This is a genomic window from Actinomycetospora cinnamomea, assembly GCF_003096675.1.
Taxonomy (GTDB): Bacteria; Actinomycetota; Actinomycetes; order Mycobacteriales; family Pseudonocardiaceae; genus Actinomycetospora; species Actinomycetospora cinnamomea.
The window spans coordinates 146,422-168,883 of sequence record NZ_QEKW01000010.1 but is presented as its reverse complement, the minus strand read 5'-3'; the positions used below and the strand labels follow the sequence as shown (position 1 = coordinate 168,883).

General features: G+C 74.6%; 17 protein-coding genes, 1 tRNA gene and 1 pseudogene. 9 read left to right on the top strand and 10 right to left on the bottom strand.

Annotated features, from left to right (window positions below):
- Window positions 1-18: 18 nt before the first annotated feature.
- The gene (locus C8D89_RS18885; RefSeq protein WP_165825795.1) at window positions 19-840 is read right to left on the bottom strand and encodes a polysaccharide lyase family 20 protein; all 822 of its coding nucleotides are present in this window, start codon (window positions 838-840) and stop codon (window positions 19-21) included.
- 249 nt (window positions 841-1,089) lie between these two features.
- On the opposite strand from C8D89_RS18885, the gene C8D89_RS18880 reads away from it, so the two are divergent.
- Window positions 1,090-3,306, top strand: coding sequence for a lipopolysaccharide biosynthesis protein (locus C8D89_RS18880; RefSeq protein WP_116709663.1), 2,217 nt, complete (start codon window positions 1,090-1,092; stop codon window positions 3,304-3,306).
- Between the two features lie 152 nt (window positions 3,307-3,458).
- Window positions 3,459-4,514, top strand: coding sequence for a glycosyltransferase family 2 protein (locus tag C8D89_RS18875; protein WP_133251968.1), 1,056 nt, complete (start codon window positions 3,459-3,461; stop codon window positions 4,512-4,514).
- Here the strand turns inward: C8D89_RS18875 and C8D89_RS18870 are convergent.
- From C8D89_RS18870 to C8D89_RS18860, 3 genes are all read right to left on the bottom strand, one after another.
- Window positions 4,496-5,605 (bottom strand): hypothetical protein, encoded by a 1,110-nt coding sequence (locus C8D89_RS18870; RefSeq protein WP_116709661.1) that lies wholly within the window; start codon window positions 5,603-5,605, stop codon window positions 4,496-4,498. The two genes, C8D89_RS18875 and C8D89_RS18870, sit on opposite strands and share 19 nt — an antisense overlap.
- Window positions 5,606-5,698: 93 nt before the next feature.
- On the bottom strand, window positions 5,699-6,730 hold the full coding sequence (locus C8D89_RS18865) for a hypothetical protein (protein ID WP_133251967.1): 1,032 nt from the start codon (window positions 6,728-6,730) through the stop codon (window positions 5,699-5,701).
- Between the two features lie 72 nt (window positions 6,731-6,802).
- On the bottom strand, window positions 6,803-7,999 hold the full coding sequence (locus C8D89_RS18860) for a class I SAM-dependent methyltransferase (protein WP_243418233.1): 1,197 nt from the start codon (window positions 7,997-7,999) through the stop codon (window positions 6,803-6,805).
- A gap of 50 nt (window positions 8,000-8,049) precedes the next feature.
- On the opposite strand from C8D89_RS18860, the gene C8D89_RS18855 reads away from it, so the two are divergent.
- Both C8D89_RS18855 and C8D89_RS30990 read left to right on the top strand, forming a co-directional pair.
- The gene (locus C8D89_RS18855; RefSeq protein ID WP_116709658.1) at window positions 8,050-8,592 is read left to right on the top strand and encodes a dTDP-4-dehydrorhamnose 3,5-epimerase family protein; all 543 of its coding nucleotides are present in this window, start codon (window positions 8,050-8,052) and stop codon (window positions 8,590-8,592) included.
- A gap of 103 nt (window positions 8,593-8,695) precedes the next feature.
- Window positions 8,696-9,919: pseudogene (locus tag C8D89_RS30990) on the top strand (glycosyltransferase family 4 protein); the annotation flags it as partial.
- Between the two features lie 47 nt (window positions 9,920-9,966).
- Here C8D89_RS30990 and C8D89_RS18845 read toward each other — a convergent pair.
- From C8D89_RS18845 to C8D89_RS18825, 5 genes are read right to left on the bottom strand one after another with little or no spacing between them, the layout of a single operon-like run.
- Window positions 9,967-11,001: an NAD-dependent epimerase/dehydratase family protein gene (locus C8D89_RS18845; RefSeq protein WP_116709656.1), complete on the bottom strand. Its 1,035-nt coding sequence runs from the start codon at window positions 10,999-11,001 to the stop codon at window positions 9,967-9,969.
- A 28-nt stretch (window positions 11,002-11,029) separates the two neighbouring features.
- A complete protein-coding gene (locus tag C8D89_RS18840) occupies window positions 11,030-11,704 on the bottom strand; it encodes a PIG-L deacetylase family protein (protein WP_116709655.1) in 675 nt (224 codons plus the stop codon).
- On the bottom strand, window positions 11,704-12,531 hold the full coding sequence (locus C8D89_RS18835) for a sugar phosphate nucleotidyltransferase (RefSeq protein WP_116709654.1): 828 nt from the start codon (window positions 12,529-12,531) through the stop codon (window positions 11,704-11,706). The genes C8D89_RS18840 and C8D89_RS18835 overlap by 1 nt, the downstream gene beginning before the upstream one ends.
- Window positions 12,528-13,787, bottom strand: a complete 1,260-nt coding sequence (locus C8D89_RS18830) for a class I SAM-dependent methyltransferase (protein ID WP_243418232.1) — start codon at window positions 13,785-13,787, stop codon at window positions 12,528-12,530. The genes C8D89_RS18835 and C8D89_RS18830 overlap by 4 nt, the downstream gene beginning before the upstream one ends.
- A 10-nt stretch (window positions 13,788-13,797) precedes the next feature.
- A complete protein-coding gene (locus C8D89_RS18825) occupies window positions 13,798-15,438 on the bottom strand; it encodes a sugar transferase (RefSeq protein ID WP_243418231.1) in 1,641 nt (546 codons plus the stop codon).
- A 436-nt stretch (window positions 15,439-15,874) separates the two neighbouring features.
- Here C8D89_RS18825 and C8D89_RS18820 point away from each other — a divergent pair.
- From C8D89_RS18820 to C8D89_RS18805, 4 genes are all read left to right on the top strand, one after another.
- Window positions 15,875-15,945: transfer RNA gene (locus C8D89_RS18820), tRNA-Gln, on the top strand.
- Between the two features lie 63 nt (window positions 15,946-16,008).
- On the top strand, window positions 16,009-16,935 hold the full coding sequence (locus C8D89_RS18815) for a polysaccharide lyase family 20 protein (protein WP_165825794.1): 927 nt from the start codon (window positions 16,009-16,011) through the stop codon (window positions 16,933-16,935).
- Window positions 16,936-17,014: 79 nt separating this feature from the next.
- A complete protein-coding gene (locus tag C8D89_RS18810; RefSeq protein ID WP_116709652.1) occupies window positions 17,015-18,259 on the top strand; it encodes a carboxylate--amine ligase in 1,245 nt (414 codons plus the stop codon).
- A 53-nt stretch (window positions 18,260-18,312) separates the two neighbouring features.
- Window positions 18,313-19,737, top strand: a complete 1,425-nt coding sequence (locus C8D89_RS18805; protein WP_116709651.1) for an MFS transporter — start codon at window positions 18,313-18,315, stop codon at window positions 19,735-19,737.
- On the opposite strand, the gene C8D89_RS18800 is transcribed toward C8D89_RS18805, so the two are convergent.
- Entirely contained in the window at window positions 19,662-20,501 is an 840-nt protein-coding gene (locus C8D89_RS18800) for a phosphatase PAP2 family protein (RefSeq protein WP_116709650.1), read from the bottom strand. The two genes, C8D89_RS18805 and C8D89_RS18800, sit on opposite strands and share 76 nt — an antisense overlap.
- Window positions 20,502-20,666: 165 nt before the next feature.
- Here C8D89_RS18800 and C8D89_RS30800 point away from each other — a divergent pair, with 165 nt between their 5' ends.
- Window positions 20,667-22,400: a GGDEF domain-containing protein gene (locus C8D89_RS30800; protein ID WP_165825793.1), complete on the top strand. Its 1,734-nt coding sequence runs from the start codon at window positions 20,667-20,669 to the stop codon at window positions 22,398-22,400.
- The last annotated feature ends 62 nt before the right edge of the window (window positions 22,401-22,462 follow it).

Genomic DNA, 22,462 nt, shown 5'->3' with positions numbered 1-22,462 from the left:
CGCCCAGCCACGACCCGCTCAGGGGGCCGTGACCCGCAGCCCGTCGTGCCACAGCTCGGTCGCCGGCCCCTCGTCGCGGTAGATGCCCTGCTTGAGGTAGTTCCGGCCGTCGTTCATCGTCGCCCGCGAGGTCCGGGACACGGTCTGGCGCCCGTTCTCCCACGCCTCGACGAAGCCCGTCTCCGCGCTCTTCGAGAACTTGACGTGCAGGACGTAGTCCACCCACTCCCCGGGGCGCACCCGCCCGATCGTCTTGGTCTCGTGCGGCACCCCGTCACCGCCGATGTAGATCTCGCTGCGGCGGTTGATGTCGATCGCGAGCGGCGGCGAGCCCTTCGAGCTGTGCCACTGCAGGACGATGAACCACCCTCCTGTCGGGTTCTCCCAGTTCTCCGGGAACCGCATCGACCACTCGTACCACCGCTCGTCGCCCTCGCGGACCACGGCTCCCTCGGCGGAGGACTGCACCTCGGACCGCTCGCCGCCGCCGAAGTCGGGCACGTCGCCGGGCCTGATCACGAATCGCGCCGCGTGCCGACCCTGGCGCGCCTTCTCCTCGGGGAGGATCTGCATCGCCCGGTCGCCCTGGCCCACGCCGTCGCAGCTGGAGTTGCGCACCGCGGACTGGCAGACCTGCCACTGCCCGAAGTCCCCGGTCTCGTAGTCGCCGGTGAACACCACCCGGCTGCCGACCGGGACGGGGGCGGCGCTCGGGCCTCCCCGCGTCCCGTGGCCCTCCGCCCCCGCGGCCTGGCCCGAGGTCAGGACGGCGCAGGTCGTCACGGCGGCGAACAGCGTTGCGGCGCGACGGCGGCTGTGGGCCAGGACGGGAGTGAGCACGAGAGACGACCTTTCGGCGCAACGTCCACGACCGCTCGTCGCGCTCGTGTGATGGTGGAGAACCTTTCGGCGCGGGAATACGACCACTCGTCGCAGTCGGACGACAAGTCACCGTATCGGTGATGCGTGTGTGGGTGTCACCCGTCCGTGGAGGTGGTCCGCGACCGGCCGTCCCCGAGGGGTCCGGCGGCGCTGGGTACAGTGGCCGGGTCGCGCCCCGGATCACGGGGGACGTCCGATCGGAGGTCCGTGCAGGGCAGCGGAGACGGGACGCCGGGACGGAACGGGCCGCACGAGCCCGCCGGCCCGAACGGCGTGACCCCGCACGGCACCCCCACGCCGGCCGCCGCGTCCGGTCCCACCGACGTGCCGACCGAGGCCGTCTCCTCGGACACCACCGACGCCCCGACCACGGCCACCGCCACGGTCCGACCGCCGGGGGACGGTGCCGTCAAGCCCTCCGAGGCCCACGAGGCCCACGAGGACGACGAGCACAACCCGTCACTGCACGGGCTGGGGTCGAAGCTGCGTCAGGGCGCGAAGTTCGCCGCGGTCGCGCTGGTGCTCACGCAGATCATCTCGCTGGCCCAGACGATCGTGGTCGCGCGCCTGCTCAGCCCGGCCGAGATCGGCGTGTTCACGCTCGGCACGATCTTCGCGAACTTCCTCGTCGGTTTCGCCGACGGCGGCATGCGCTCCGCGCTCATCCAGCGCGAGCGGGAGGTCACCGACGCCGCCGACACGGCCTTCTGGGTGAGCCTGGGGACCGGCATCCTCCTGGCACTCGGCGCCCTCGCCGCGTCGCCGCTGGTCGGGATGTTCTTCAACGACAACGACATGGTCGCGCTCGTCTGCGCGGTCACGTCCGGAACGCTGTTGATCCACTGCCTGCTCAACGTGCCCGAGGCGCTGCTGCAGCGACGGTTCAACTTCAAGCGGCGCCTCATCGTCGACCCCACCACCGCAGGCACCTTCGCCCTGGTCACGGTGGTCATGGTGTCGCTGGGCTTCGGCGTGTGGGGCATGGTCATCGGCCTCTACGCGTCCCAGCTCGCCACCCTCGTCGCCTGCTGGTGGCTCGCGAAGTGGCGTCCCGGCAAGGGCCGCTTCGTGTTCCGCATCTGGCGGGAGATGGCCGGCTACGCCGCGCCGCTCATCGCGTCCCGGGTCGTCGACGACCTCCGCGACGTCACGCAGAGCTCGCTCATCGGGCGCTGGCTCGGCGACGCCTCCGCCGGGCAGTACCGCTACGGCCGGCGCATCGGGATCCTCCCCGGCCAGGCGATCATCCAGGTCGCGTCCTACGTGCTGTTCCCCGCGTTCGCCCGCATCGCCGCCGACGGCCGGCGCTTCCGCGACGGTTTCCTGCGCTCGCTGCGGGCGCTGTGGACCGCCGTGGTCCCCCTGGCCGCCTCCCTCGTGGTCCTGGGGCCGGCCGCCATCGTGGTGCTGCTGGGCAGCCAGTGGGCACCGGCCGGGCTGCTCGTCGCCGGCATGGCCGGGTTCGGGCCGGGCACCGCGATGGCGGCCATCGGCGTCGAGTCCATCAAGGGGGCCGGGCACAGCAAGCGCATCAACTGGCTCACCGCGACCACGCTCGTCGTGGGGATCGGCGGCCTGCTCGCGCTGCTGCCCTTCGGCCTGCTCGGGGTCGGGCTCGCGGTGTCGATCGAGGGCCTGACCACCGGGCTGCTCAGCCTGGCCCTCGCCCGCAGCCTCGCCGGGGTCGGTGTCGGCGACCTCGTCCGGGTGCTGTTCCCGCCGGTGGTGGCCGCGGCGGTCGCCGCCGTGCCGGTCGGGTTCCTCGAGCTGACCTTCGCCCAGAGCGCCACACGCCCGATCGCCCTCGGGATCGTCCTGCTCGCCGGCGAGGGCCTGCTGCTGCTGCTCATCTACGTCGGCGTCCTGTCGGTGCTCGCGCCGGCGATGGTGCGCGAGCTGCGCACCGCCGTGGTGAGCCGGCTGCGCCGCGGCGGCGACGACGAGGAGTCCGACGAGGGCCCCGACGACGACCGCGCGCTGCTCGACGCCCCCACCGAGTGGATCCCGGTGTACCGCATCGACGACCCGACCGAGCGGGTGCTCACCTCGTCGCGTCCCCGGGTGCCCGCGATGGCGGCCGCCGCCCCGGCCGGGGCGGGACGGCCCGCTCCCCCGCCGAGGCCCCCCGGACCCCCGCCCGGACCCCTGCCCGGACCCCTGCCCGGCGCTCCCCTGCGCCCGCCGGCACCCCCGGCGCCGGGCCCGCCGCCACCACCGGGCCGGCGCACCGTCGGTGTCGGGATCGACCCGCCCACCCAGTCCCTCGCGCCCTCGCACTCCGACCACGAGAACGAATCGGACAATCCGCGGAAAATGGTCCCGCTGATCGCGAGGAATCGCCCGGGGCCGTCCGGGAGCGAGGACGACAATCGGGACGATGAGGCCCCGGAGAAGCGCGCGGACGGTCGTCACGACGGTCCGTGACCGGTGTGCGGCGGTGCGTCGACCGGGTACGCGAGGGGTCGACACCGTCCCGACCTGCCCGTTCGATGGGTTAGCATCGCCACCCGTCGGGGTAGGCCGCGATCGTCCAGGAGGGGGGAAGGGCCGTCGTGTCGACGCCCACCAGTTCACCGGTGCCGTCCGTCGAGGTCGAGACGTCGTCGGATAGACCGTCGTTCAGCTTCCTCGTCCCGGCTTATCGCACCGAGGAGTTCATCGAGGAGACGATCGATTCCGTGCTGGCCCAGACGATCCCGGACTGGGAACTCGTCGTGGTGGACAACGGCAATTCCGATCGCATGGCCGACATCGTCCGCCCGTACACCGAACGCGATCCCCGCGTCCGGCTCGTGCGCCAGGAGAACCGCGGGTACGCCGGCGGCGTGAACGCGGCCGCCGCGGCCTCGCGCGGCCGGTTCCTCGTCCCGCTGTGCAGCGACGACCTCGTGGCCCCCGAGTACTGCGAGCGGATGCTCGACGCCTTCGAGCGCCAGCCGCACGCCGACGCCATCAGTCCCGACGCGCAGATCTTCCGCGACGAGGACGGCCACGTCATGTCCGAGACCTTCGTCGAGCACTCCGGTGTCGCGCGACGGAGCGTCCCGCGCGGGGACCTGCGGCTGTCCGACATCATGCGCCAGCAGTTCCTGTACTACGGCGCCGCCTTCCGGCGCGAGGCGTGGGCGGCCCTCGGGGGGCACAACGCCGGGTCGAGGCTCGTCGAGGACCTCGACCTCTGGCTGCGCCTCGTGTCCGACGGCTACGCGGTGCGCGCGATCCCCGACGTGCTGGGGCGGTTCCGCCTGCGTGCCGAGTCCCTGTCGCACGCTCCCGAGAGCGTCGACGCCTTCGACACGGAGGCGGAGGAGGCGTTCACGCGCGCGGCGCAGCACTCGGGCCGCCCCGAGGACCTCGCGGCGCTCGACGTCGCCCTGCGCCGCCTGCGGTACGAGGCCGCCCTGCGCCGCATGCGCTGGAGCATCCAGGTCGGCGACCGGGAGGCGGCGCGCCGCCACGCGCGCGCCGCCCTGTCCCACCAGCGGCGGGCGCGCGTCGCCGTCGCCCTCGCGCTCCTCACCGTCGCGCCCGGCCTCGCGCGGGGCGTGCGGTCGGCCCGCGGTGAGGTGCGCGCGCTCGCCGAGCGGATCGTCGACCGCCGGCGTGCCCGCCGTCAGGCGCCCACGAGCTGACCCACCGTCGCCGACGGGCTGCACGTCACCGGTGCCGCGCCGCTGCCGTCGAGGAACGGCGGGGCGCACGGGGCACGCCGCGGGGCGCCGACGGGCCCGCCGCCCGGGGTGAGCTCCGTGCTGTTGGTGACGACGCTGAGCTGACCGAACAGCCGCCGCATCTCCTCGGAGTCGATGTTGGGGATCTCGTCCTGCGCGCCGGTCTCGACGACGACGAAGTTCTTGTCGTTCGCGGTCTCGTCCACGACGTAGCCGCCGTAGTCCCGCAGCGCCTCCGCGACCTTGCGCACGTCGGGCTGGGTGATCCACGACAGGTCGGTGTCGGGCGCGACCGCGAGCAGGGACCCCATCTTCACGTCCGGGTCGCTGCCCCCGTACTTGTCCTCGTAGCCCGAGTCGGCCTTCACCGCCGGCCAGCGGAAGCCGCCGCCCTCCCGGCTGCAGCTCTCCGTGCAGTTCAGCCCGATCTTCAGCGCGTGCCGGATCGGCGTGGGCCCGGTCAGCTCCCCGATGCGGATGGCGCCGCCGATCCCCGAGAGCCCCGACCCGCCGTGGCACCCCTCCGTGCCCCGGTCGGTCAGCGACATCGGCGGCCAGCCGTACTCCCAGCTCGGGTCACCGCCCGGCTCGAGCTCCATCGGCTGGCCCTGGATCACCGTCAAGCGGTCGGGCGTGTCCACGAGCAGGGCCGAGCAGTTGTTCCACCCGCCGTCGGCGGACAGCTCCGGGTCCACGTGGACGGGCACCTCCTCGTCGTCCGCCCGCAGTTGCCGCACGGGGTCGGCGGGGTCGACGCTGATGTTGTTCCAGTCCAGCTCGAGGGCCTGGGCCTGCGGGTCGAAGGGCCGGTAGACCGCGCTCGCCGCGAGCGGCAGGTTCCAGATCGAGTCCCAGGCGAACGGCCACGCGTAGACGTCACGTCCGCCGGCGACGCCACCCGGGGTGCCCTCCGGCGCGCGGACCGGGGGGTCCGCGGCGGCTCCGAGCCCGACCACGAGCCCCACGACGAGCCCGGCCGCCGCGGCGCAGCGGCTCGCGGCCACGGCGGCGCGGCGGCGGCGGGGGGCGCGGGCGCTTCGCGGTGATCGCATGACCCGCATGCTCACCCATGTGGGGCTGGAGGGTCGGTCCGACGGCGGCGATCCGCCCGGATCGTGCCCGATCGGGTAGTCGCCGCCCGGGTGTCAGGCGTCCGAGGGCCCGCACGTCGGCGGCGCACCGCCGGTGCCGTCGGCGAACGGCGGCGCGCACGCGACGCGGCGCGGCCCGTCGAGCGGCCCGCCGCCCGGGGTCTCCCGGGCGCTGTTGGTCACGATGCTCAGCGAGGCGAACAGGCGCCGCATCTCGCCGGAGTGGATGTTCGGCATCTCCGGCTCGGCGCCGCGCTCGACGACGACGAAGTTCTTGTCGTTCGCGGTCTCGTCGACGACGTAGCCGCCGTAGTCCCGCAGCGCCTCCGCGACCTTGCGCACGTCGGGCTGGGTGATCCAGGACAGGTCGGTGTCGGGGGCGACGGCGAACAGGGTGCCCATGTGGACGTCGGGGTCGCTGCCCCCGTACTTGTCCTCGTAGCCGCGGTCGGCCTTCACCGCCGGCCAACGGTACCCGTCGCCCTCCCGGCTGCAGCTCTCCGTGCAGTTCAGCCCCAGCTTGAGCGCGTGCCGGATGGGTCCGGGCGCGGTCAGCTCGCCGCGGCGGATGGTGCCGCCGAGGCCCGAGAGCCCGGACCCGCCGTGGCACCCCTCGGTGCCCGGCCCGGTCAGCGACAGGGGCGACCAGCCGTACTCCCAGCTCGGGTCACCGCCCGGCTCGAGCTCCATCGGCTGGCCCTGGATCACGGTCTTCCGGTCGGGGGACTCGACGAGCAGGGCCGAGCAGTTGTTCCACTCACCGTCGGCCGACAGGCCCGGGTCCACGTGGACGGGCACGCCCTCGTCGTCGCCGCGCAGCGTCCGGACCGGCGCGCGGGGATCCACGGTGATGTTGTTCCAGTCCAGCTCCAGGTCCTCGGCCCGCGTGTCGAACGGCCGGTACTGCGCCTCGGTGGACAGCGGCAGGTTCCACACCGAGTCCCAGGAGAACGGCCAGGCGTACACGTCGCGGGTGCCACCACCGGACGCGCCGTCCGACGAGCAGCCGGCGGCCGTGACGAGGAGCACGACGAGGCCGGCGACCCAGCGGGGCGTCCGGGAGGTCGCGGGACGACGGCGCGGCATCACTCGAGGTTCAGTCATGGGGCCCCGCGGAATCGGACGAACTGGACGTACAGCGGCGCCAGAATGGCATCCTCATCCGGTCGGCCTTCCCCCACCCCCGCCGTCCGGCCCAGCCGCCTCGTGGACAGGGCCCGCAGCGGGTACCGCCAGTGTGGGGTCGGCGACGACCCAGCGCCCGCCGGCGGCCTCGACGTCGGGCAGGCGGCGTCGCATCTCGGCGAGCATGTCGGCCACGAACAGCACGACCTCGTCGGGGCGCCGCGCGACGAGCTCGTCGGGCACGATGATCGGGACGCCCACCCCGGGCACGCGGCGTCCGCGCTTGCCGGGGGCGGCGTCGGCCACGGCCGGCAGCAGCTCGGGTCCCACCTGCGCGCGGTTGAGCAGGGGGACCGCCCGGGAGGCGGCGGCGTAGCCGAGCACCAGCCGGCCCGCCTCCCGGGCGGCGACCAGGTGCTCGCGCAGCGCCTCGGCACTGCGCTGCGCCGCCTTCCCGAGCGTCCCCACCCCGCCGGTGTCGGTGACGCCCAGCGCCGCCTCGCGCTCGAGGAGGTGCGTGACCGACGGGATGTCGCGCGGCCCGTCCACCTCGCGGCGGCGCGCGGCCAGCAGCACGGTGCCGCCGTAGAGGTCGAACAGGAAGCCGTGGGTGACCTCGAAGCCGATCGCCTCGAGCATGCGGGCCAGCACCGGCGTCGCGTAGTAGGCGAAGTGACCGTGGCGCAGCGCGTTCCACTGCCCGTCGGCGACGATGGCGGCGAGGCTGTGGAACTGCAGCAGCAGGGTGCCCCCGGGCGCGGTCGCCGCGGCGCGCTCGGCGAGGCCGGCGGCCTGGTCGGCGGCGTGCATGAGGCCGAAGCAGTCGACCACGACGTCGGCGGGCTCGCCCGGGGCCGCTCCGGTGAGCCCGACCGCCGCGAGCAGCTCGAGCCAGGTGCCGCCGTGGGGGCTGCCGAACTCGGTCACCGTGCCCCCCGCGGGGAGCAGGCCCGCCGAGTGGGCGCGGGCCACGGCGTCGCGCGCCTGCGCCACCAGCGCCTCCGGTTCCGCCCCGCGCGGCTCCTCCGGCGTGGTGGGGTCCTCGGCGAGCTGGGCGAGGCCGCAGGCCGCGCACAGCCACATCCGCAACGGGTGGACCGGATCGGGGCCCGGGTCGTCGACGGCCGGGAAGTGGTCGGCGGCGGGCTGGTCGCCGAGGTCCAGGACCACCTCTCCGTCGGGGGCGCCGCACCAGCGGCACGTCACGGGCTGCGGCTCGGCGGCGCTCACGCGCGTCATCCTCTCGCGGGGCCCCGCGGGCCCTTTGCCAAGGTGGCCGCATGGAGGTCCACACGAGCGAGATCGACGGTGTCCTGGTCTTCGTCCCGACCCCGCACCGCGACGACCGCGGGCTGTTCACCCGGACGTTCGACACCGCGATCGGCGTCGCGCACGGCGTCGACATGGGCGCGCTGGCGCAGGACAGCCAGTCGCGCTCGGTGCGGGGGACCGTGCGCGGGATGCACGGCCGCGGCGGGGCGGGCGAGGCCAAGCTCGTGCGGGCCGCCCACGGTGCGGTGTTCGACGTCCTCGTCGACGCCCGCCCCGGGTCGCCCACCTTCGGCACGGTGGCGACGTTCCGGCTCGACGACGAGGCCTTCCACCACCTCTACGTGCCTGCCGGCCTGCTCCACGGCTTCCAGGCCCTCACGGACTCCGCCGACGTCTGCTACCGGATCGACCGTCCGCACGCGCCCGGCGAGGACCTCGCGGTCGCCCACGACGACCCCGACCTCGCGATCCCGTGGCCCCTGCCGGTGGGTCCGATCTCACCGCGCGACCGCGCAGCGGGCTCGTGGCGGGCGCTCGTCGGCGCGTCCTGAGCGATCTTGAGACGCCCGATCGATGTAAAATCGAGACCTTCTCCACCTATCGAACGATGCCTCGGCCGCGTCACGAGGCGGCGTCCCCGATAACGTCCCCTGCGTGACGACCCTCCTGGACCGGCCCGGTGCCTCCCCGGCGGACGGGCGGGCGGCCCGCGACGCCGCCAGGTTCCTCGTCCTGACCTCGCGCCGCATCGAGTCGCGGCAGAGCGGCTACGACCTGCGGGTCGCGAACCTGTGCGCCCACCTGCCGGGCGAGGTGCACCTCGTCGTCGCGCCGTTCCAGCACCCCTGCGGCGACGTGCGTCCCGGGCTGGCCCTCGACGGCGTGTTCGACACGGTCGAGGAGCTCGCCCCGCTGCGCCCCGAGCGCACGGGCCCGCGCCGCCACCTCCGGCTGTCCAACACCCGCTTCCTCGAGCTCACCCGCCCCGGCGCGGTGGCGGCCGCCCGCGCCCGGCTCGCCGAGATCGTCCGAGAGCGGCGCATCACCGACGTCGTCGTGTTCGGCGGCGACGTCGCCGAGCTCGCAGTCACACTGACCGGGACGCTGACGGGGACGCGCACCGCCGTCGACGTGTGCGACAGCGCCGCGCTCACCGCGATCCGCGCCGCCGCGACCCGCACCGGACCGGCGCGCCGCCTGTACCGCGTCAAGGACCTCCTCGACGTCCACCGCAAGCGCCGCACCGAGGCCGGGCTCCCCCGCCGGTTCGACCTCGTCACCACGATCAGCGACGCCGACTCGCGTGCCGTCGAGGGGCCGCGCGGGCTCCCGGGCACGGTCCGCACGGTCCCCAACGGCCTCGACGACGCCTACGTCGGGCCGCTGCCGGAGGCCGGAGCGCGCCGCGGCGTCGTGTTCTGGGGCAACCAGACGTTCGGCCCCAACCAGGAGGCGCTGCGCTTCTTCGTCCGGGACGTCTTCCCGCGGCTGCGCGAGCGGGGCGTCGAGCTGTGCGTCATCGGCGCCGAGCCACCGGCCTGGCTGGTCGAGCTGGCCGCCGACGACCCGTCGATCATCCTGCCGGGGTACGTCGACGACCTCCGGGCGGCCGTGACGCGCTACCCGATCATGATCAACCCGATGCGCACCGGCAGCGGGCTGAAGAACAAGGTCCTCGAGGCCTTCGGTCTGGGCCTCGTGGTCGTGTCGACGCGGCTCGGGGTGGAGGCCCTCCCGGCCGCGCGCGACGGCGAGCACCTCGTGTGCGCCGACACCGCCGCCGAGTTCGGCACCGCGATCCTGGCGCTGCTGGACGACCCGGAGCGCCGCCAGGGCCTCCGCGCCGCGGCCCACGCGCTCGTGGAGAGCCGGTACCGCTGGGAGACCGTGGGACGGTCCTGGCAGGAGCTGCTCCGCGGCGCGGGTCAGTCCGCGCGGGCCGGCCGCAGCGTCGCGTCCAGCGTCCCGGCGGCCTGGCGGTCGTGGAGGACGGCGAGGCGCGTGAACCGCCGGTCGAAGGCCTCCTGGGTCAGCCCGCGGTCGCGGTACTCGCGCACCAGCTCCGCCGCGCCGTCGGCCACCGACCACGCGCACCGGAAGTCGGGCAGGTACTTCCCGATCTTGGTGAAGTCGACCCGGTAGGACCTCGGGTCCCCGCCCGTCTCCCCGGTGATCACGAGCTCCGCCTCGGGCACCGCGACCTTCACCTGCTCGGCGATGTCGCGCACCTGCACGTTGTTCCCGGTCGAGCCCACGTTGAACGCCTGGGCGCGCACGGTGTCCGCGGGCGCGGCCAGCGCCGCGATGACGGCGCCGGCGATGTCGCGGGCGTGCACCAGCGGGCGCCAGGGCGTGCCGTCGCTCATCACGAGGATGCGGTTCGACAGCAGCGCGTGCCCGACGAGGTTGTTGAGCACGATGTCCGCGCGCAGCCGCGGCGAGAAGCCGAAGGCCGTGGCGTTGCGCATCGAGACCGGCACGAAGTCGGCGTCGGCCATGTCGACCAGGTCGGCCTCGACGCGCACCTTCGACTCGGCGTAGGGGGTCACCGGCTTCATCGGCGCCTCCTCGTCGAGGACGTCCTCGGCGCCCGACGCGCCGTACACCGAGCACGTGGACGCGTAGACGAAGCGGCCGACGCCGGCCTCCTTCGCCAGGCGCGCCAGGCGCGTGGAGGCGTGGTGGTTGATGTCGTAGGTGTGCTCGGGGGCGAGCGAGCCCAGCGGGTCGTTCGACAGCGCCGCGAGGTGCACGACGGCGTCGAACCCGGTGAGCTGGTCGACCGACACGTCGCGCAGGTCGACCGCGAGCGCGGGCGGCTCCGGGGCGGGCAGGGCGCCCAGCACGCAGTCGGCGTAGAGGCCGGAGTCGAGGCCGGTGACCTCGTGGCCGGCCTCGGTGAGCAGCGGCGCCATCAGCGTGCCGAGGTAGCCCTGGTGGCCGGTGAGCAGGACGCGCATCGCGCGGTCCCTCCTTCGGGTGTGACGGTCAGCGTGACGGTACGGGGGCGCCGAGCAGGGCCCGCGTCAGGTGGAACCCCTCGGCGTAGCGCACCCCGGCCTGCACCCCGCGCACCCGCGCGAGCCCGGTGAACGTCTCCTCGTCGAACCACGCGCGGGCGTGCTGGGAGGGGTAGTGCTCCCCCAGCAGGCGGCACTTCTCGGCGACGACGTCGGCCTCGAGGGGCATGAGCAGCGGCGGCTGCGCGAGGTCGGGCTCGGCCTTGAGGATCTCGTAGCCCAGCGCCAGGTGGTCGCGGAACACGGTGGGCACGAGCCGGGCGAGCTCGCGGTGGTCCTGGTGGTCGTCGCCGCGGTGCCCGACGAGGACGAGGTCGGGCTCGCAGGTGCGGCGGAACGCCTCGAGGGTCTCCTTGGCCCACTCCCAGTGGGTCGGCAGGCGCCCGTCGGGCATCGCGTGCACGGTGACCTCGAGGTCCGCGCCCGGGCAGAACGCGGCCAGCGCGCCGCGCTCCTCGTCCTCGCGGGGGGTGCCGCCGCCGGAGAGGACGAGGGCGCGCACCCGCAAGGGCCGGGCGGCGCCCCGGAGGAGACGGGCACGGCACAAGGTCAGCAGCGTCCCGCCCGCCCCGATCGGGAGGTCGTCGCAGTGCGCCGCGAGCAGGACCAGCTCGTCGAGGGCCTCGGGCAGCAGGGCGCGCATCAACGGGCGCGGCTCAGGGCCTCGTCGACCAGCCCCTCGAGCGGGGTGCGCTCGGCCTCGCGCTCCCACACCATCCACGGGCGGGTGCCCGCGCGGTAGGAGGCCTCGAGCGCGTTGCGTTCCTTGAGGGTGTCGGCGGGCTGCCAGAAGCCGTCGTAGGTGTAGGAGAGCAGCTTGCCCTCCTTGGCCAGGCGCGTGCAGGCGTCGCCGACGAGGTCGCCGTTCTCGGGGATGTGGTCGATGGCCTCGGGCCGCAGCGCGAAGTAGCCACCGTTCTCCCGGATCCGCATGTCGGTGACCGGGTAGATCGAGTTCACGTGGTCGCTCGCGTCGACGTCGACGATGTGGAACACGGCCTGCGGCGGCACCGCGAGCAGCGACGCCGTCGCGTCCGAGGCGCGGAAGCGCTCGACCATGTCGTCGAGCGGGGCGTCGGTGAGCACGTCGGCGTAGTTGGCGAGGAAGATCTCCTCGTCCTCCACGAGGTGCCGTACGCGGCGCAGGCGCTCACCGATCGGCGACTCGAGCCCGGTGTGGACGAAGTGGATCGTCCAGTCGGCGATGTCCGAGCCCTGCAGCTCGACCTCGCCGCGGCGCATCACGAAGTCGTTCGACTCGGTCTCGCGGTAGTCGAGGAAGTAGTCCTTGACGTGGTGGGCGCCGTAGCCCAGGCACAGGATGAACTCCTTGTGCCCGAAATGGGCGTAGTAGCGCATCACGTGCCAGATGAGCGGGCGTGGCCCGACCATCTGCATCGGCTTGGGCGCATCGGACTCCCCGTTGCGCATCCGCATGCCGTAGCCACCGCAGAAGAGGACGACCTTCACGGGTCGACCACCTTGCCAGACCCGGGCTCGACCACCTGCAGCGAGGGGATTCCGAAGACCAGCGTGCCGCCCCAGTCGGCGACGTGGGCGAGCTGCGCGGTGATCTCCTCGCGCAGGTTCCACGGCAGGACGAGCACGTGGTCGGGGCGGTCGGCGTCGATCCGCTCGGGCGCGTGGATGGGGATGCGCGTGCCCGGCGTGTAGCGGCCGTGCTTGTAGGGGTTGCGGTCGACGGTGTAGGCGAGCAGGTCGGGGCGGATGCCGCAGTAGTTCAGCAGCGTGTTGCCCTTGCCCGGCGCGCCGTACCCCACGACCGTGCGCCCCGCGTCCGCGGCGTCGATCAGGAAGCGCACGAGGTCGTTGCGGATGCGCGAGACCTCGGCGGCGAACCCGGCGTGGCCCTCGACGGTGTCCAGGCCCGCCGCGGCCTCCTCGGCGAGCACCTCGGCCACCGCCGGCGAGGGCCGCAGCCCGAGCTCCGTGGGCCGGGCCCACAGCCGGATCGACCCGCCGTGGGTGCCCAGCAGCTCGACGTCGACGAGCTCCAGCCCGCCGCTGCGCAGCGCCTTCTGCGCCGTGCCGACGGTGTAGTACTGGAAGTGCTCGTGGTAGATCGTGTCGAACTGGCGGTGGCGCACGAGCGTCAGCAGGTGCTGCACCTCGATCGACACCCAGCCGTCGTCGGCCACCATCGCGCGCAGGCCCCGGGTGAAGCCCACGACGTCGGGGATGTGCGCGTAGACGTTGTTGGCGACGACGAGCGCGGCCGGCCCGTGCCCCGCGCGCACGGCGGCGCCCGTCTCCGGGGACAGGAACGCCGTCGTCGTGGGCACGCCCTTGTCGCGCGCGGCCTGCCCGACGTTGACGCTGGGCTCGACGCCCAGCGCGCGCATCCCGTCGGCGACCACGTGCTGGAGCAGGTAGCCGTCGTTGCTCGCCGCCTCGACGACCAGCGAGTCCGGCCCCAGCCCGACGCGGGCGGTGGCGTCGGTGACGAACCGGCGCGCGTGCTCGACCCACGACGTCGAGAACGACGAGAAGTAGGCGTACTCGGTGAACGTCTCGTCGGGGGCGATCAGCGGCGGCAGCTGGACCAGCAGGCACGACCGGCACACCCGCGGGTGCAGGGGGAACGTCGGCTCCGGGGCCTCGAGCCCCTCCGCGGTGAGGAAGAGCTCGCACGGCGGCGTGGCGCCGAGGTCGACGAAGCTCGCGAGGTCGACCGAGCCGCAGAGGCGGCAGAGGATCGCGTCCAAGGTGTCCGTCTCAGTAGGCGCCGTCGCCGCGGAACACCGCGGAGACGGTCTTCCACATGATCACGAGGTCCATCGCCGGCGACCAGTTCTCGACGTAGCGCAGGTCGAGTCGCACCGACTCCTCCCACGAGAGGTCGGAGCGCCCGCTGACCTGCCACAGCCCGGTCATGCCCGGGCGCACGAGGAACTTGCGCTTGGCGGCGTCGGTGTAGGCGTCGATCTCGCTGGGCAGCGGCGGGCGGGGCCCCACCAGCGACATCGAGCCGCCGAGGACGTTGAGCAGCTGGGGCAGCTCGTCGAGCGAGTAGCGCCGCAGCAGCTGCCCGATCCGGGTGACGCGCGGGTCGCGGCGCAGCTTGAACAGGGGCCCGGAGCCGTCGTTGCCGCCGGCCACGAGGTCGTCGCGCAGCTTGTCCGCGTCCGGCACCATCGACCGGAACTTGATCATCTTGAACGTCTTGCCGCGCTGTCCGACGCGGGTCTGGCGGTAGAACACCGGCCCGCCGTCGAGCTTGACCACGATCGCGATCACGGCGAACACCGGCAGCAGCAGGAGCAGGATCGCGGCCGTCGTCACGCGGTCGAACATCAGCTTGAACACCCGGGGGACGCCCGAGAGGCGCGGCTCGGTGAGGCGCAGCAGCGGCAGGCCGTCGACCGGCGCCACGTGCAGGCGGGGGCCCGCGACCTCCATGAGACCCGGGTCGACGACCAGCTCGGAGCCCGTCCCCTCGAGGTCCCAGGCGAGCCGGTGCAGGCGCTTCGGGCTCCAGCCCGGGGTCGGGGCGACGGCGACGACGCCGAAGCGCCCGCTGCCCACGCTGGTCGACAGGTCGTCCAGGTCGCCGATGACGGGCACGCCGGCCACGTGGCCCTGGCCCTCCTCGCCGAGGCCGGTCGGCGTGCAGACCGCGACGACGACCCAGCCCATGTGCGGCACGCGCCGGGTGCGCTCGATGAGGTCGCGCACCGCCTGCTCGGTGCCGACGGCGAGGACCGGCAGCATCCCGCGCCCGCGCTTGCGGGCCTGGTGCAGCCAGCGGCGCAGCAGGTAGCGCCCGGCCATGGCCCCGAGGCCGGCGACGGGCAGCACCCCGAACACCCAGGGCCGGACGCCGAGGCGCTCCATCGCCAGCCCGGCCAGCCCGAGCACGATGGCGGCGGAGACGAACGCCCGGATGAGGCGGCTCCACTCCTCCGCGCCCTGGCCCAGCGTGCGCGGGTCCCAGGCCCGGCAGGCGACGATCGCGAGCGGCACGATCACCGCGACGGCGCCGGCGAGCTTCCAGGGGTCGGAGGCCTGCGGGCCGGTGCCCGAGCCGAAGCCGATCAGCGCGCCGAGCAGGATGCAGACCGCGAGGGTGGCGAGGTCGGAGACGGCCACGGCGAGCGCGAACTTGCGCTGCCAGCTCGCGGCGACGGCCACGCTGCCCGGCTGTCCCGGGCCCTCGTCCTCCCAGATGCGGACGAAGCCCGGGGCCGTGGGGGCGGGCTCGACGAACAACCCGGGCTCGGGCACGGCCGGTCCCACGAGCGCCTCCGACGCCGCGTCGACCTGCTTCTCGGTCCCGACCTGTCCGTTCATCGCGTCGCCCCCGTCGTGGGTGTCCGGTGGGGAGAGCCCCACCCCGTGTCCCACCTCGTCGGCCATGCACATTCTCCCGCTAGAGGTATGGACGCTCCGGTCACGGTGAGGTTGCGCCGCGACCGGGACGGTTTCGGCCCGGACCCCGCCGCGCCCCCGTCGACCCGTGGTCGTCCGCACGTCAGCGCACACATCCGCCAACGACCGTCGATCGTGCCGGTCACGCCCCGAGCGGCTGAACGGGGGGCCCGGGACCGTCCGACATCCTCGGGATGCCCGTGCCGGTGACGGTGAGTCACGCCGTCGCGGGCCCGGGCGGGGTGGCGTCGCCCACCATCGGGAGCAGCGGCGCCGCCGCCACCGCCCAGGACGCGCCGTCGACCACCGTGCGCCACGGCCCGGACCGGGGGCCGCACGAGCGGGGCCCCGGTGGGGTCCTGCTGGTCGCCGGGCTGCTCGCGGGCCCTGCATGGGACGATGTCGACGACCGCGCGAGCGGCGATCCGCCGTGGTGTAAGGGCAACACCTCGGATTTTGGTTCCGATGATCCTGGTTCGAATCCAGGCGGCGGAGCAGGACCACCGGTCCCGCCGGACTCCACGGGGAGCCGACGCGGAGATCGGTAACCTCGGAGGCATGCTCCCTGCCCGGCCCTCCGTGGACCGATCGCGCCGACGTCCCCGCGTCGCGGCGATCGTCGTCGCCGCGGTGGCGTGTCTCCTCGCGGCGCTCCCGGTGCTGACCGCACCCGCCGCGCTGGCCGACGCGAACGCCCCCATCTTCTCGCTCCCCGCCCAGGGCGACCTGCTCGGCGAGTTCGAGCGCAACGACTACAACGAGCAGGACGGCGCGCCCGAGCAGGTGGCCGCGCCGGACATGCCCGGCCGGCAGGCCCTGCGCTTCACGCTCGAGGGGGGCGAGCAGCGCAGCGAGCTCCTCCCCCGCATCCCGTACCAGCGCGAGGGCGATCTGCAGTACTACGCCTACAGCGGCTACCTCGCGCCCGACTTCCCCGTGGACGCCGACGGCTGGCAGATCCTCCTGCAGTGGCACCAGTTCTCCGACGAGGGCTCGCCCCCGATCGCCGTGGAGGTGCGCGACGGGCGCCTCGTGCTCTCCGAGGAGGGCCGGGCCTACCAGGACCTCGGGCCGGCCCGCCCGGGCGCGCCGATCGACCTCGTCCTGCGGATCAGGTTCTCCGAGGACCCGGACGAGGGTGTCGTCGACGTCTGGAACGCGGGGGAGCACGTGCTCCAGGAGTTCCGCCCGGAGAGCGGGACCCTGCTCGACGAGGGCAACTACCTGAAGGTCGGCTACTACCGCTCCACCTCCATCGACGAGACGGGGACGGTCTACCTCGACGACCTCCGCGTCGGGCCGACGGCCGCCTCGGTGGGCGGGCGCGCCACGTCGAACATCCCCGCCGGGGAGCTGGAGACCGGGCCGTCGCCGGCGAGCGACACCTCGTCGACGCCGATCGTCTGGCTGGCCGTGGCGCTCGTCGCCCTCGTCCTGGTCGCGGTGGTGATCCGGCTCCGCCGCGACGGTCACGTCCGCCGCTAGACCGGTTCGCCTAGGCGCTCCGCCGCACCCGCGGCACCCTGACGGAGCAGTGGATTGCACCGGCGCTACTCTCTGCCACGTGGCGATCTCTCAGGGTCAAGCCAGCTGCTCCGTCCCCGTCACGGCGAAGGGCGGGGGTGGAGCAGGGGACGTCCTCGCGGCCCGGCTGCGCGGCACCCCGGTCCCGGCCTACGTCCTCGGCGGCCACGAGGCCGGCCTGGCCGTGGTCCGCTCGCTCGGCCGGGCCGGCATCCCGGTGGTCGTCGTCACGACCACGCCGACCGAGCACGCCCGGCGCTCCACCGCGGTCAGCCGCACGGTGACCGCGCCCGACCCCTCGGCCCACGCGCGCGACTACGTCGACGTGCTCGTCCGGCTCGCCGCCACGGACGGGCCGGGGGTGGTGTTCCCCACCACCGACGAGGCCCTCGAGGCCGTGGCGCTGTACCGCGACGACCTCGCGCGCCACCACCTCGTGGCCTGTTCCGCCGACGACGTCGCGCGGACGTTCCTGGACAAGAGCCTGACGAGCCAGGTCGCGGCCGCCGCGGGCGTCGACGCGCCGGGCACGGCCTCGCCGACGTCGGAGGCGGAGCTGGACGAGTGCATCCGGCGCATCGGCTTCCCCTGCCTGGTCAAGCCGCGCGAGAGCTACCGCTACCACCGCGCCTTCGGCGTCAAGATGAAGCGGGCCGACGACGCCGACCAGCTCCGCGCCGCCTGGCGCGAGGCGGACGCGCTGGGCCTCGGGATGCTGATCCAGGAGCTGGTGCCCGGCCCCGAGACCGCGGGCGTCAACTACAACGTGTACATGGTCGACGGGGAACCGCTCGTCGAGTTCACGTCGCGCAAGCTGCGGCTCGCGCCGGCGGACTTCGGCTATCCCTGCGCCGTCGTCACCGCGAGCGTGCCCGAGGTCGTCGAGCCCGGGCGCGCCATCGTGCGCGGGATGGGCATCGAGGGCTTCGCCAACGTCGAGTTCAAGCAGGACCAGCGCGACGGCCGGTACCGCCTCATGGAGGTCAACGGCCGGCCGAACATGTCGGGGCAGCTGGCGGTCCACTGCGGGGTCGACTTCCCCCTGCTGACCTACCGGCACCTCGTGGACGGCGAGCTCCCGCGGCCCGTCACCTACCCCGAGGGCGTCTACTGGATCGACGAGGCCCGCGACCCCGCGGCCGTCGCGGCGCGCTGGCGGCAGGGAGGCACGACCGCGCGGACGGGCGCGGCGCCGTACCGCGGGTCCCACGTCTTCGCGACGTTCTCGGCGGCCGACCCCGTCCCCTTCCTCTCGCGCATGCGGGCGAAGCTGCGGGGGCGCTGATCCGCCGACGGCCGCAGGAGTGTCCGGCGTGAGGTCCGGGTAAAGCCACGGCCATGGCAAGCTCCGACGGTCCCGACTCCGAGGGGCCGCACTCCGTCGACGGGGTCACCGTCACGCCGCCGGGCCTGGTGCGGCGCGCCGTGACCGCGTCGGGGATCGGCAACGTGACCGAGTGGTACGACTTCGGCGTCTACGCCTATCTGGAGACGACGATCCAGATGGTGTTCCTGCCGCCGGGCACCGCCGGCGGACCCGTCATCACGGCCGCGCTGTTCGCCGCGTCGTTCGTCGCGCGGCCCTTCGGCGGGCTGTTCTTCGGGCCCCTGGCCGACCGCATCGGCCGCACCAAGACCCTCGCCACCACCATGCTGCTGATGGCGGTCGCCACCTTCGGGATCGGCGTGCTGCCCACCTACGCCTCCATCGGGCTGGCGGCGCCGATCCTGCTGCTCGTGTGCCGCCTGCTGCAGGGTTTCTCCACCGGCGGCGAGTACGCCGGGGCGATGACGTTCGTCGCCGAGTACGCGCCCGACCGCCGCCGCGGATTCCTGGCGAGCTTCCTGGAGTTCGGCACGATCACCGGCTACCTGCTCGGGGCCGCCGTCGTCACCGTGCTCCAGGCCGTGCTCGGCGAGGACTCCCCCGAGCTCCTGAGCTGGGGCTGGCGCATCCCGTTCCTCATCGCCCTGCCGATGGGCATGATCGGGCTCTACCTGCGCTACCGCCTCGAGGAGACCCCGGCGTTCAGCCAGCTCTCCTCCTCCTCGGAGGAGCAGGGCCAGCAGGGCTTCCGCGCCTTCTTCCGCGCCGCGGCCCGCCACGGGTGGCGCCCGGTGCTGGTCTGCGGCGGCCTGGTGATCGTCTTCAACGTCACCAACTACACGCTGACCACCGTCGTGCCCACCTACCTCACCGAGACCCTCGGGCAGTACGGGGCGCCGACGCTGACGACGACGACCTCGCACGTCCTCCAGATCGTCCTGCTCGCCGCGCTCCTGGCGGTCGTGCCCGTGCTCGGCAGGCTCTCGGACCGGGTCGGCCGCAGACCGATCATCGTCACCGGCTGCGTCATGCTCCTGCTGCTCGCCCTGCCGGCCTTCCTGCTCATGCGCACCGGGTCCATCCCGGGCGTCCTCGCGGGCCTGTTCCTGCTCGGCCTCACCATGGTCTGCTTCAACGCGACCATGCCCTCGACGCTGCCCTCGCTGTTCAGCACCGGCGTGCGCTACGGCTCGCTCGCGATCACCTTCAACATCGCGGTCTCGGTGTTCGGCGGCACCACGTCGGTCATCGTCGAGGGACTCATCGCGCTGACCGGCGTGCTGGTCATGCCGGCGGTCTACCTGATGCTCGCGGCCGTCGTCGGCCTCGTCGCGGTGCGGTACCTGCGCGAGACCGCGGGTCAGCCGCTGCCCGGTTCCGACCCCGCGGCCGCCTCCGACGAGGAGGCCCGCGAGCTGGCCCGGGCGCGCGGCTGACACCCGGGCACGCGCGGCAGCACGTCCGTGGGCCGCTCCCGCGGGTCGGCGGGGCCGGCGCCGGGATCGAGGAGGCGCGGATCGGGCCCGGGGTCGGCGACGAGGTCCGCCCAGGCGTCGACGACGAGGGCCGCCACCAGCACGACGGCCACCGCGACCCCGACGGCCCCGAGCGTGTCGGTGGGGTAGTGGTAGCCGCGGCCCACCAGCGACGCGCCCACGACGACCACCACCGCGGCGAGCCCGGCCACGGCCAGCAGCCGCAGCACGCGCGGCACGGCGACCAGGCCCAGGAGCAGCACCGCGCACGCCGTCGCGAGGGAGGCGACCGACGTGGTGTGCCCACTCGGGAACGCCAGCGTCTCGCCGCGGGTGCGCACCACGAGCGGCTTGAGCACCAGCGAGGTCGTCACCATCGCCGTGGGCGGGCCGACGACGACGAGGGCCAGGCCCCGCGGGCCGCGCAGGGCCCACGCGAGCGGGGCCAGCAGCAGCAGCGCCAGCGCCACCGGGACGGGCCCGCCGATCGCCGCGAACGCCTGCCCGACCAGGCGCGCGAGGCCGTCCTGCATGTCCACCAGCCCGGCCAGCGAGCGGTCGGTGCGCCCGGCGCCGGTGTCGCCGGCGTAGCGCCAGGCGAGGACGGCGGTGACGCTCGCGGCGAGGACGGCCAGTCCCCCGGCCGCGCCGCGCCGCTCGGGCCGGACGAGGGGAGCGTGACGGTCGGCGAGCGACCGGAGACGGTCCGTGGTCGAGCGCGGCATGGGTCCCGAGGATGCCCGATGGGCGGGGTGGGTCGAGGCCCCTCCCCGGGGCGTAGCAGAGTGGGCACGGACGGTGGCCGCACGCCGCGACACGGCGACGCGGACCGCCCGATCGTCCGAACCCGGACGTCCCTTCGGGGGTCCGGCGGCAGGCCGGAGGTGGCGATGCTCCCGGGACGCACGACGAGCGCGCCGGCACGTCCACGCGCGAGCGCACCCGCGCCCGCCCCGAACCGGGCCGGGCGCGCCGAGCTCCTGCAGCGCGCCCGCCGGGCCGTCCTCGTCGCCTCGCGGGTGCCGTCGCCCGACCCGGCGGGCGCGTTGGCCGAGCTCGACGCGCTGGGCGACGCCGTGCGCCACCGGGACCCGGGCCTGCGCGCCCTGCTGCTGCGCCTGGGTCTCGTCGCGCGGCTCGCGGTCGCCGCGGACCCCGTCGGCACCGACCCGGCCGACCCCGTCACGGGGACCGCCGTCATCGACGAGCAGCTCGACCGCCTGCTCGCCCTCGTCGCCGAGCACGGGCTGTCCCTCTTCGGCGCCGACGCCCAGATGCTGCGCGCCCGGCGGGCCCTGCTCGACGACGACGACCAGGGTGCGCTGGCGGCGGTGTCGACCGCCCTGGCCCACCTCGAGGACCCGGTGCTCGTCGACCACGCCGCGTCCGCGGTCGAGCACCACCACAACGTGGCCTGCTCGCGGACGCTGGCCGCGAGCACCCTGGTGTCGCTGGGCGTGCACGACATCGCCGAGACCCTGCTCGACCAGGTCGGCGGGGCGGGCTACGAGCGCGTGCGCCTGCGGGTCTCGTGGGGCCTGTGCCTCGAGCGGGGCGGGCGGCCCGGCGGCGAGCGGATGCGCGCGGGCGCGGCCGTCGCCGCCGAGCTGCGCCCCCACGCCGCGCCCGAGCAGCGCCCGCTGCTGCGCGCCGCGACCGTGCTGGCCCGTGACCACGCTCCCGCCACGACCACCGTCGCGCGCCACGTCGCCCGCCAGGACGCCGCCGCCCTCGCCCGCGAACGCACCGTGCCCTCCCAGCACGACCGCCTGCTCACCCAGATCGCGCGCGCCCGGGCCCTCGAGCGCGCCGGCGAGGTGGCGCACGCGGTGTCCCTGCTCGAGAAGCTGCGGGCGTGCACGCCGCGCGGTGAGGCGGGCCTCGTGCTGGCGCTCTGCCGCGAGCTCGCCCGCCTGCGGATGCTGCTCGCGCCCACCCGGGACCTGCCCGCCCGCCGTGCCCGCGCCGCGGCCGACGACTACACCGCGCAGCTCGAGGCCGAGCTGTGGGCGCTGCAGCGGGCCCGGGTGCACTCGCTGCGCACCGACCTCGCCCACGAACGCCTCCGCCGCGAGCACGGCCAGGTCGCCGCGCTGGCCCTCGCCGACCCGCTGACCGGCCTGCCGAACCGGCGCGCGCTCGACCGGGCCCTGGACGAGGCGCTCGCGGCGACGTCCGGCACCGGCACCGGTCCGGCGATCGCGATGGTCGACGTCGACCGGTTCAAGCAGATCAACGACGCGGTCTCCCACGCGCGCGGCGACGAGGTGCTGCGCGGCGTCGCGACCGCCCTGCGCTCCTCGCTGCGTGCGCCCGACCTCGTCGCGCGCTACGGCGGGGACGAGTTCGTCGTGGTCCTGCCCGACACCGCGCCGGCCGACGCGGCCGCGGCGCTCGCGCGGGCGGGCGCGGCGGTGGGAGCCCTGCCGACCGCGGCCGGTCGGGCGGTGACGCTGTCGGTGGGTGTCGTCGGGGCCCGCCGCGGCGAGGGCGCCGAGGAGGCGCTGGCCCGCGCCGACGCGGTGATGTACGCGGTCAAGCGGACCGGCGGCGACGCCGTGTGGGTGCAGGAGTGCCCGGCGTCGGCCGCACACCCCGCCGGGGCGGCGGGGAGCCGGTCGTAGGATCGGCCCCGACGAGCCCCGGACCCGGGGCCGGCCCGCGCCCGAGTGGGAGTCAACGACCG

Excerpts from the sequence above, each read along its gene's own strand:
- C8D89_RS18815 (WP_165825794.1), top strand. The coding sequence starts at position 16,009 with ATGCTCCCTGCCCGGCCCTCCGTGGACCGATCGCGCCGACGTCCCCGC.
- C8D89_RS18870 (WP_116709661.1), bottom strand. The coding sequence starts at position 5,605 with ATGCGATCACCGCGAAGCGCCCGCGCCCCCCGCCGCCGCCGCGCCGCC.
- C8D89_RS18805 (WP_116709651.1), top strand. The coding sequence starts at position 18,313 with ATGGCAAGCTCCGACGGTCCCGACTCCGAGGGGCCGCACTCCGTCGAC.
- C8D89_RS18865 (WP_133251967.1), bottom strand. The coding sequence starts at position 6,730 with ATGCCGCGCCGTCGTCCCGCGACCTCCCGGACGCCCCGCTGGGTCGCC.
- C8D89_RS18845 (WP_116709656.1), bottom strand. The coding sequence starts at position 11,001 with ATGCGCGTCCTGCTCACCGGCCACCAGGGCTACCTCGGCACGCTGATG.
- C8D89_RS18825 (WP_243418231.1), bottom strand. The coding sequence starts at position 15,438 with ATGGCCGACGAGGTGGGACACGGGGTGGGGCTCTCCCCACCGGACACC.
- C8D89_RS30800 (WP_165825793.1), top strand. The coding sequence starts at position 20,667 with ATGCTCCCGGGACGCACGACGAGCGCGCCGGCACGTCCACGCGCGAGC.
- C8D89_RS18800 (WP_116709650.1), bottom strand. The coding sequence starts at position 20,501 with ATGCCGCGCTCGACCACGGACCGTCTCCGGTCGCTCGCCGACCGTCAC.
- C8D89_RS18840 (WP_116709655.1), bottom strand. The coding sequence starts at position 11,704 with ATGCGCGCCCTGCTGCCCGAGGCCCTCGACGAGCTGGTCCTGCTCGCG.
- C8D89_RS18855 (WP_116709658.1), top strand. The coding sequence starts at position 8,050 with ATGGAGGTCCACACGAGCGAGATCGACGGTGTCCTGGTCTTCGTCCCG.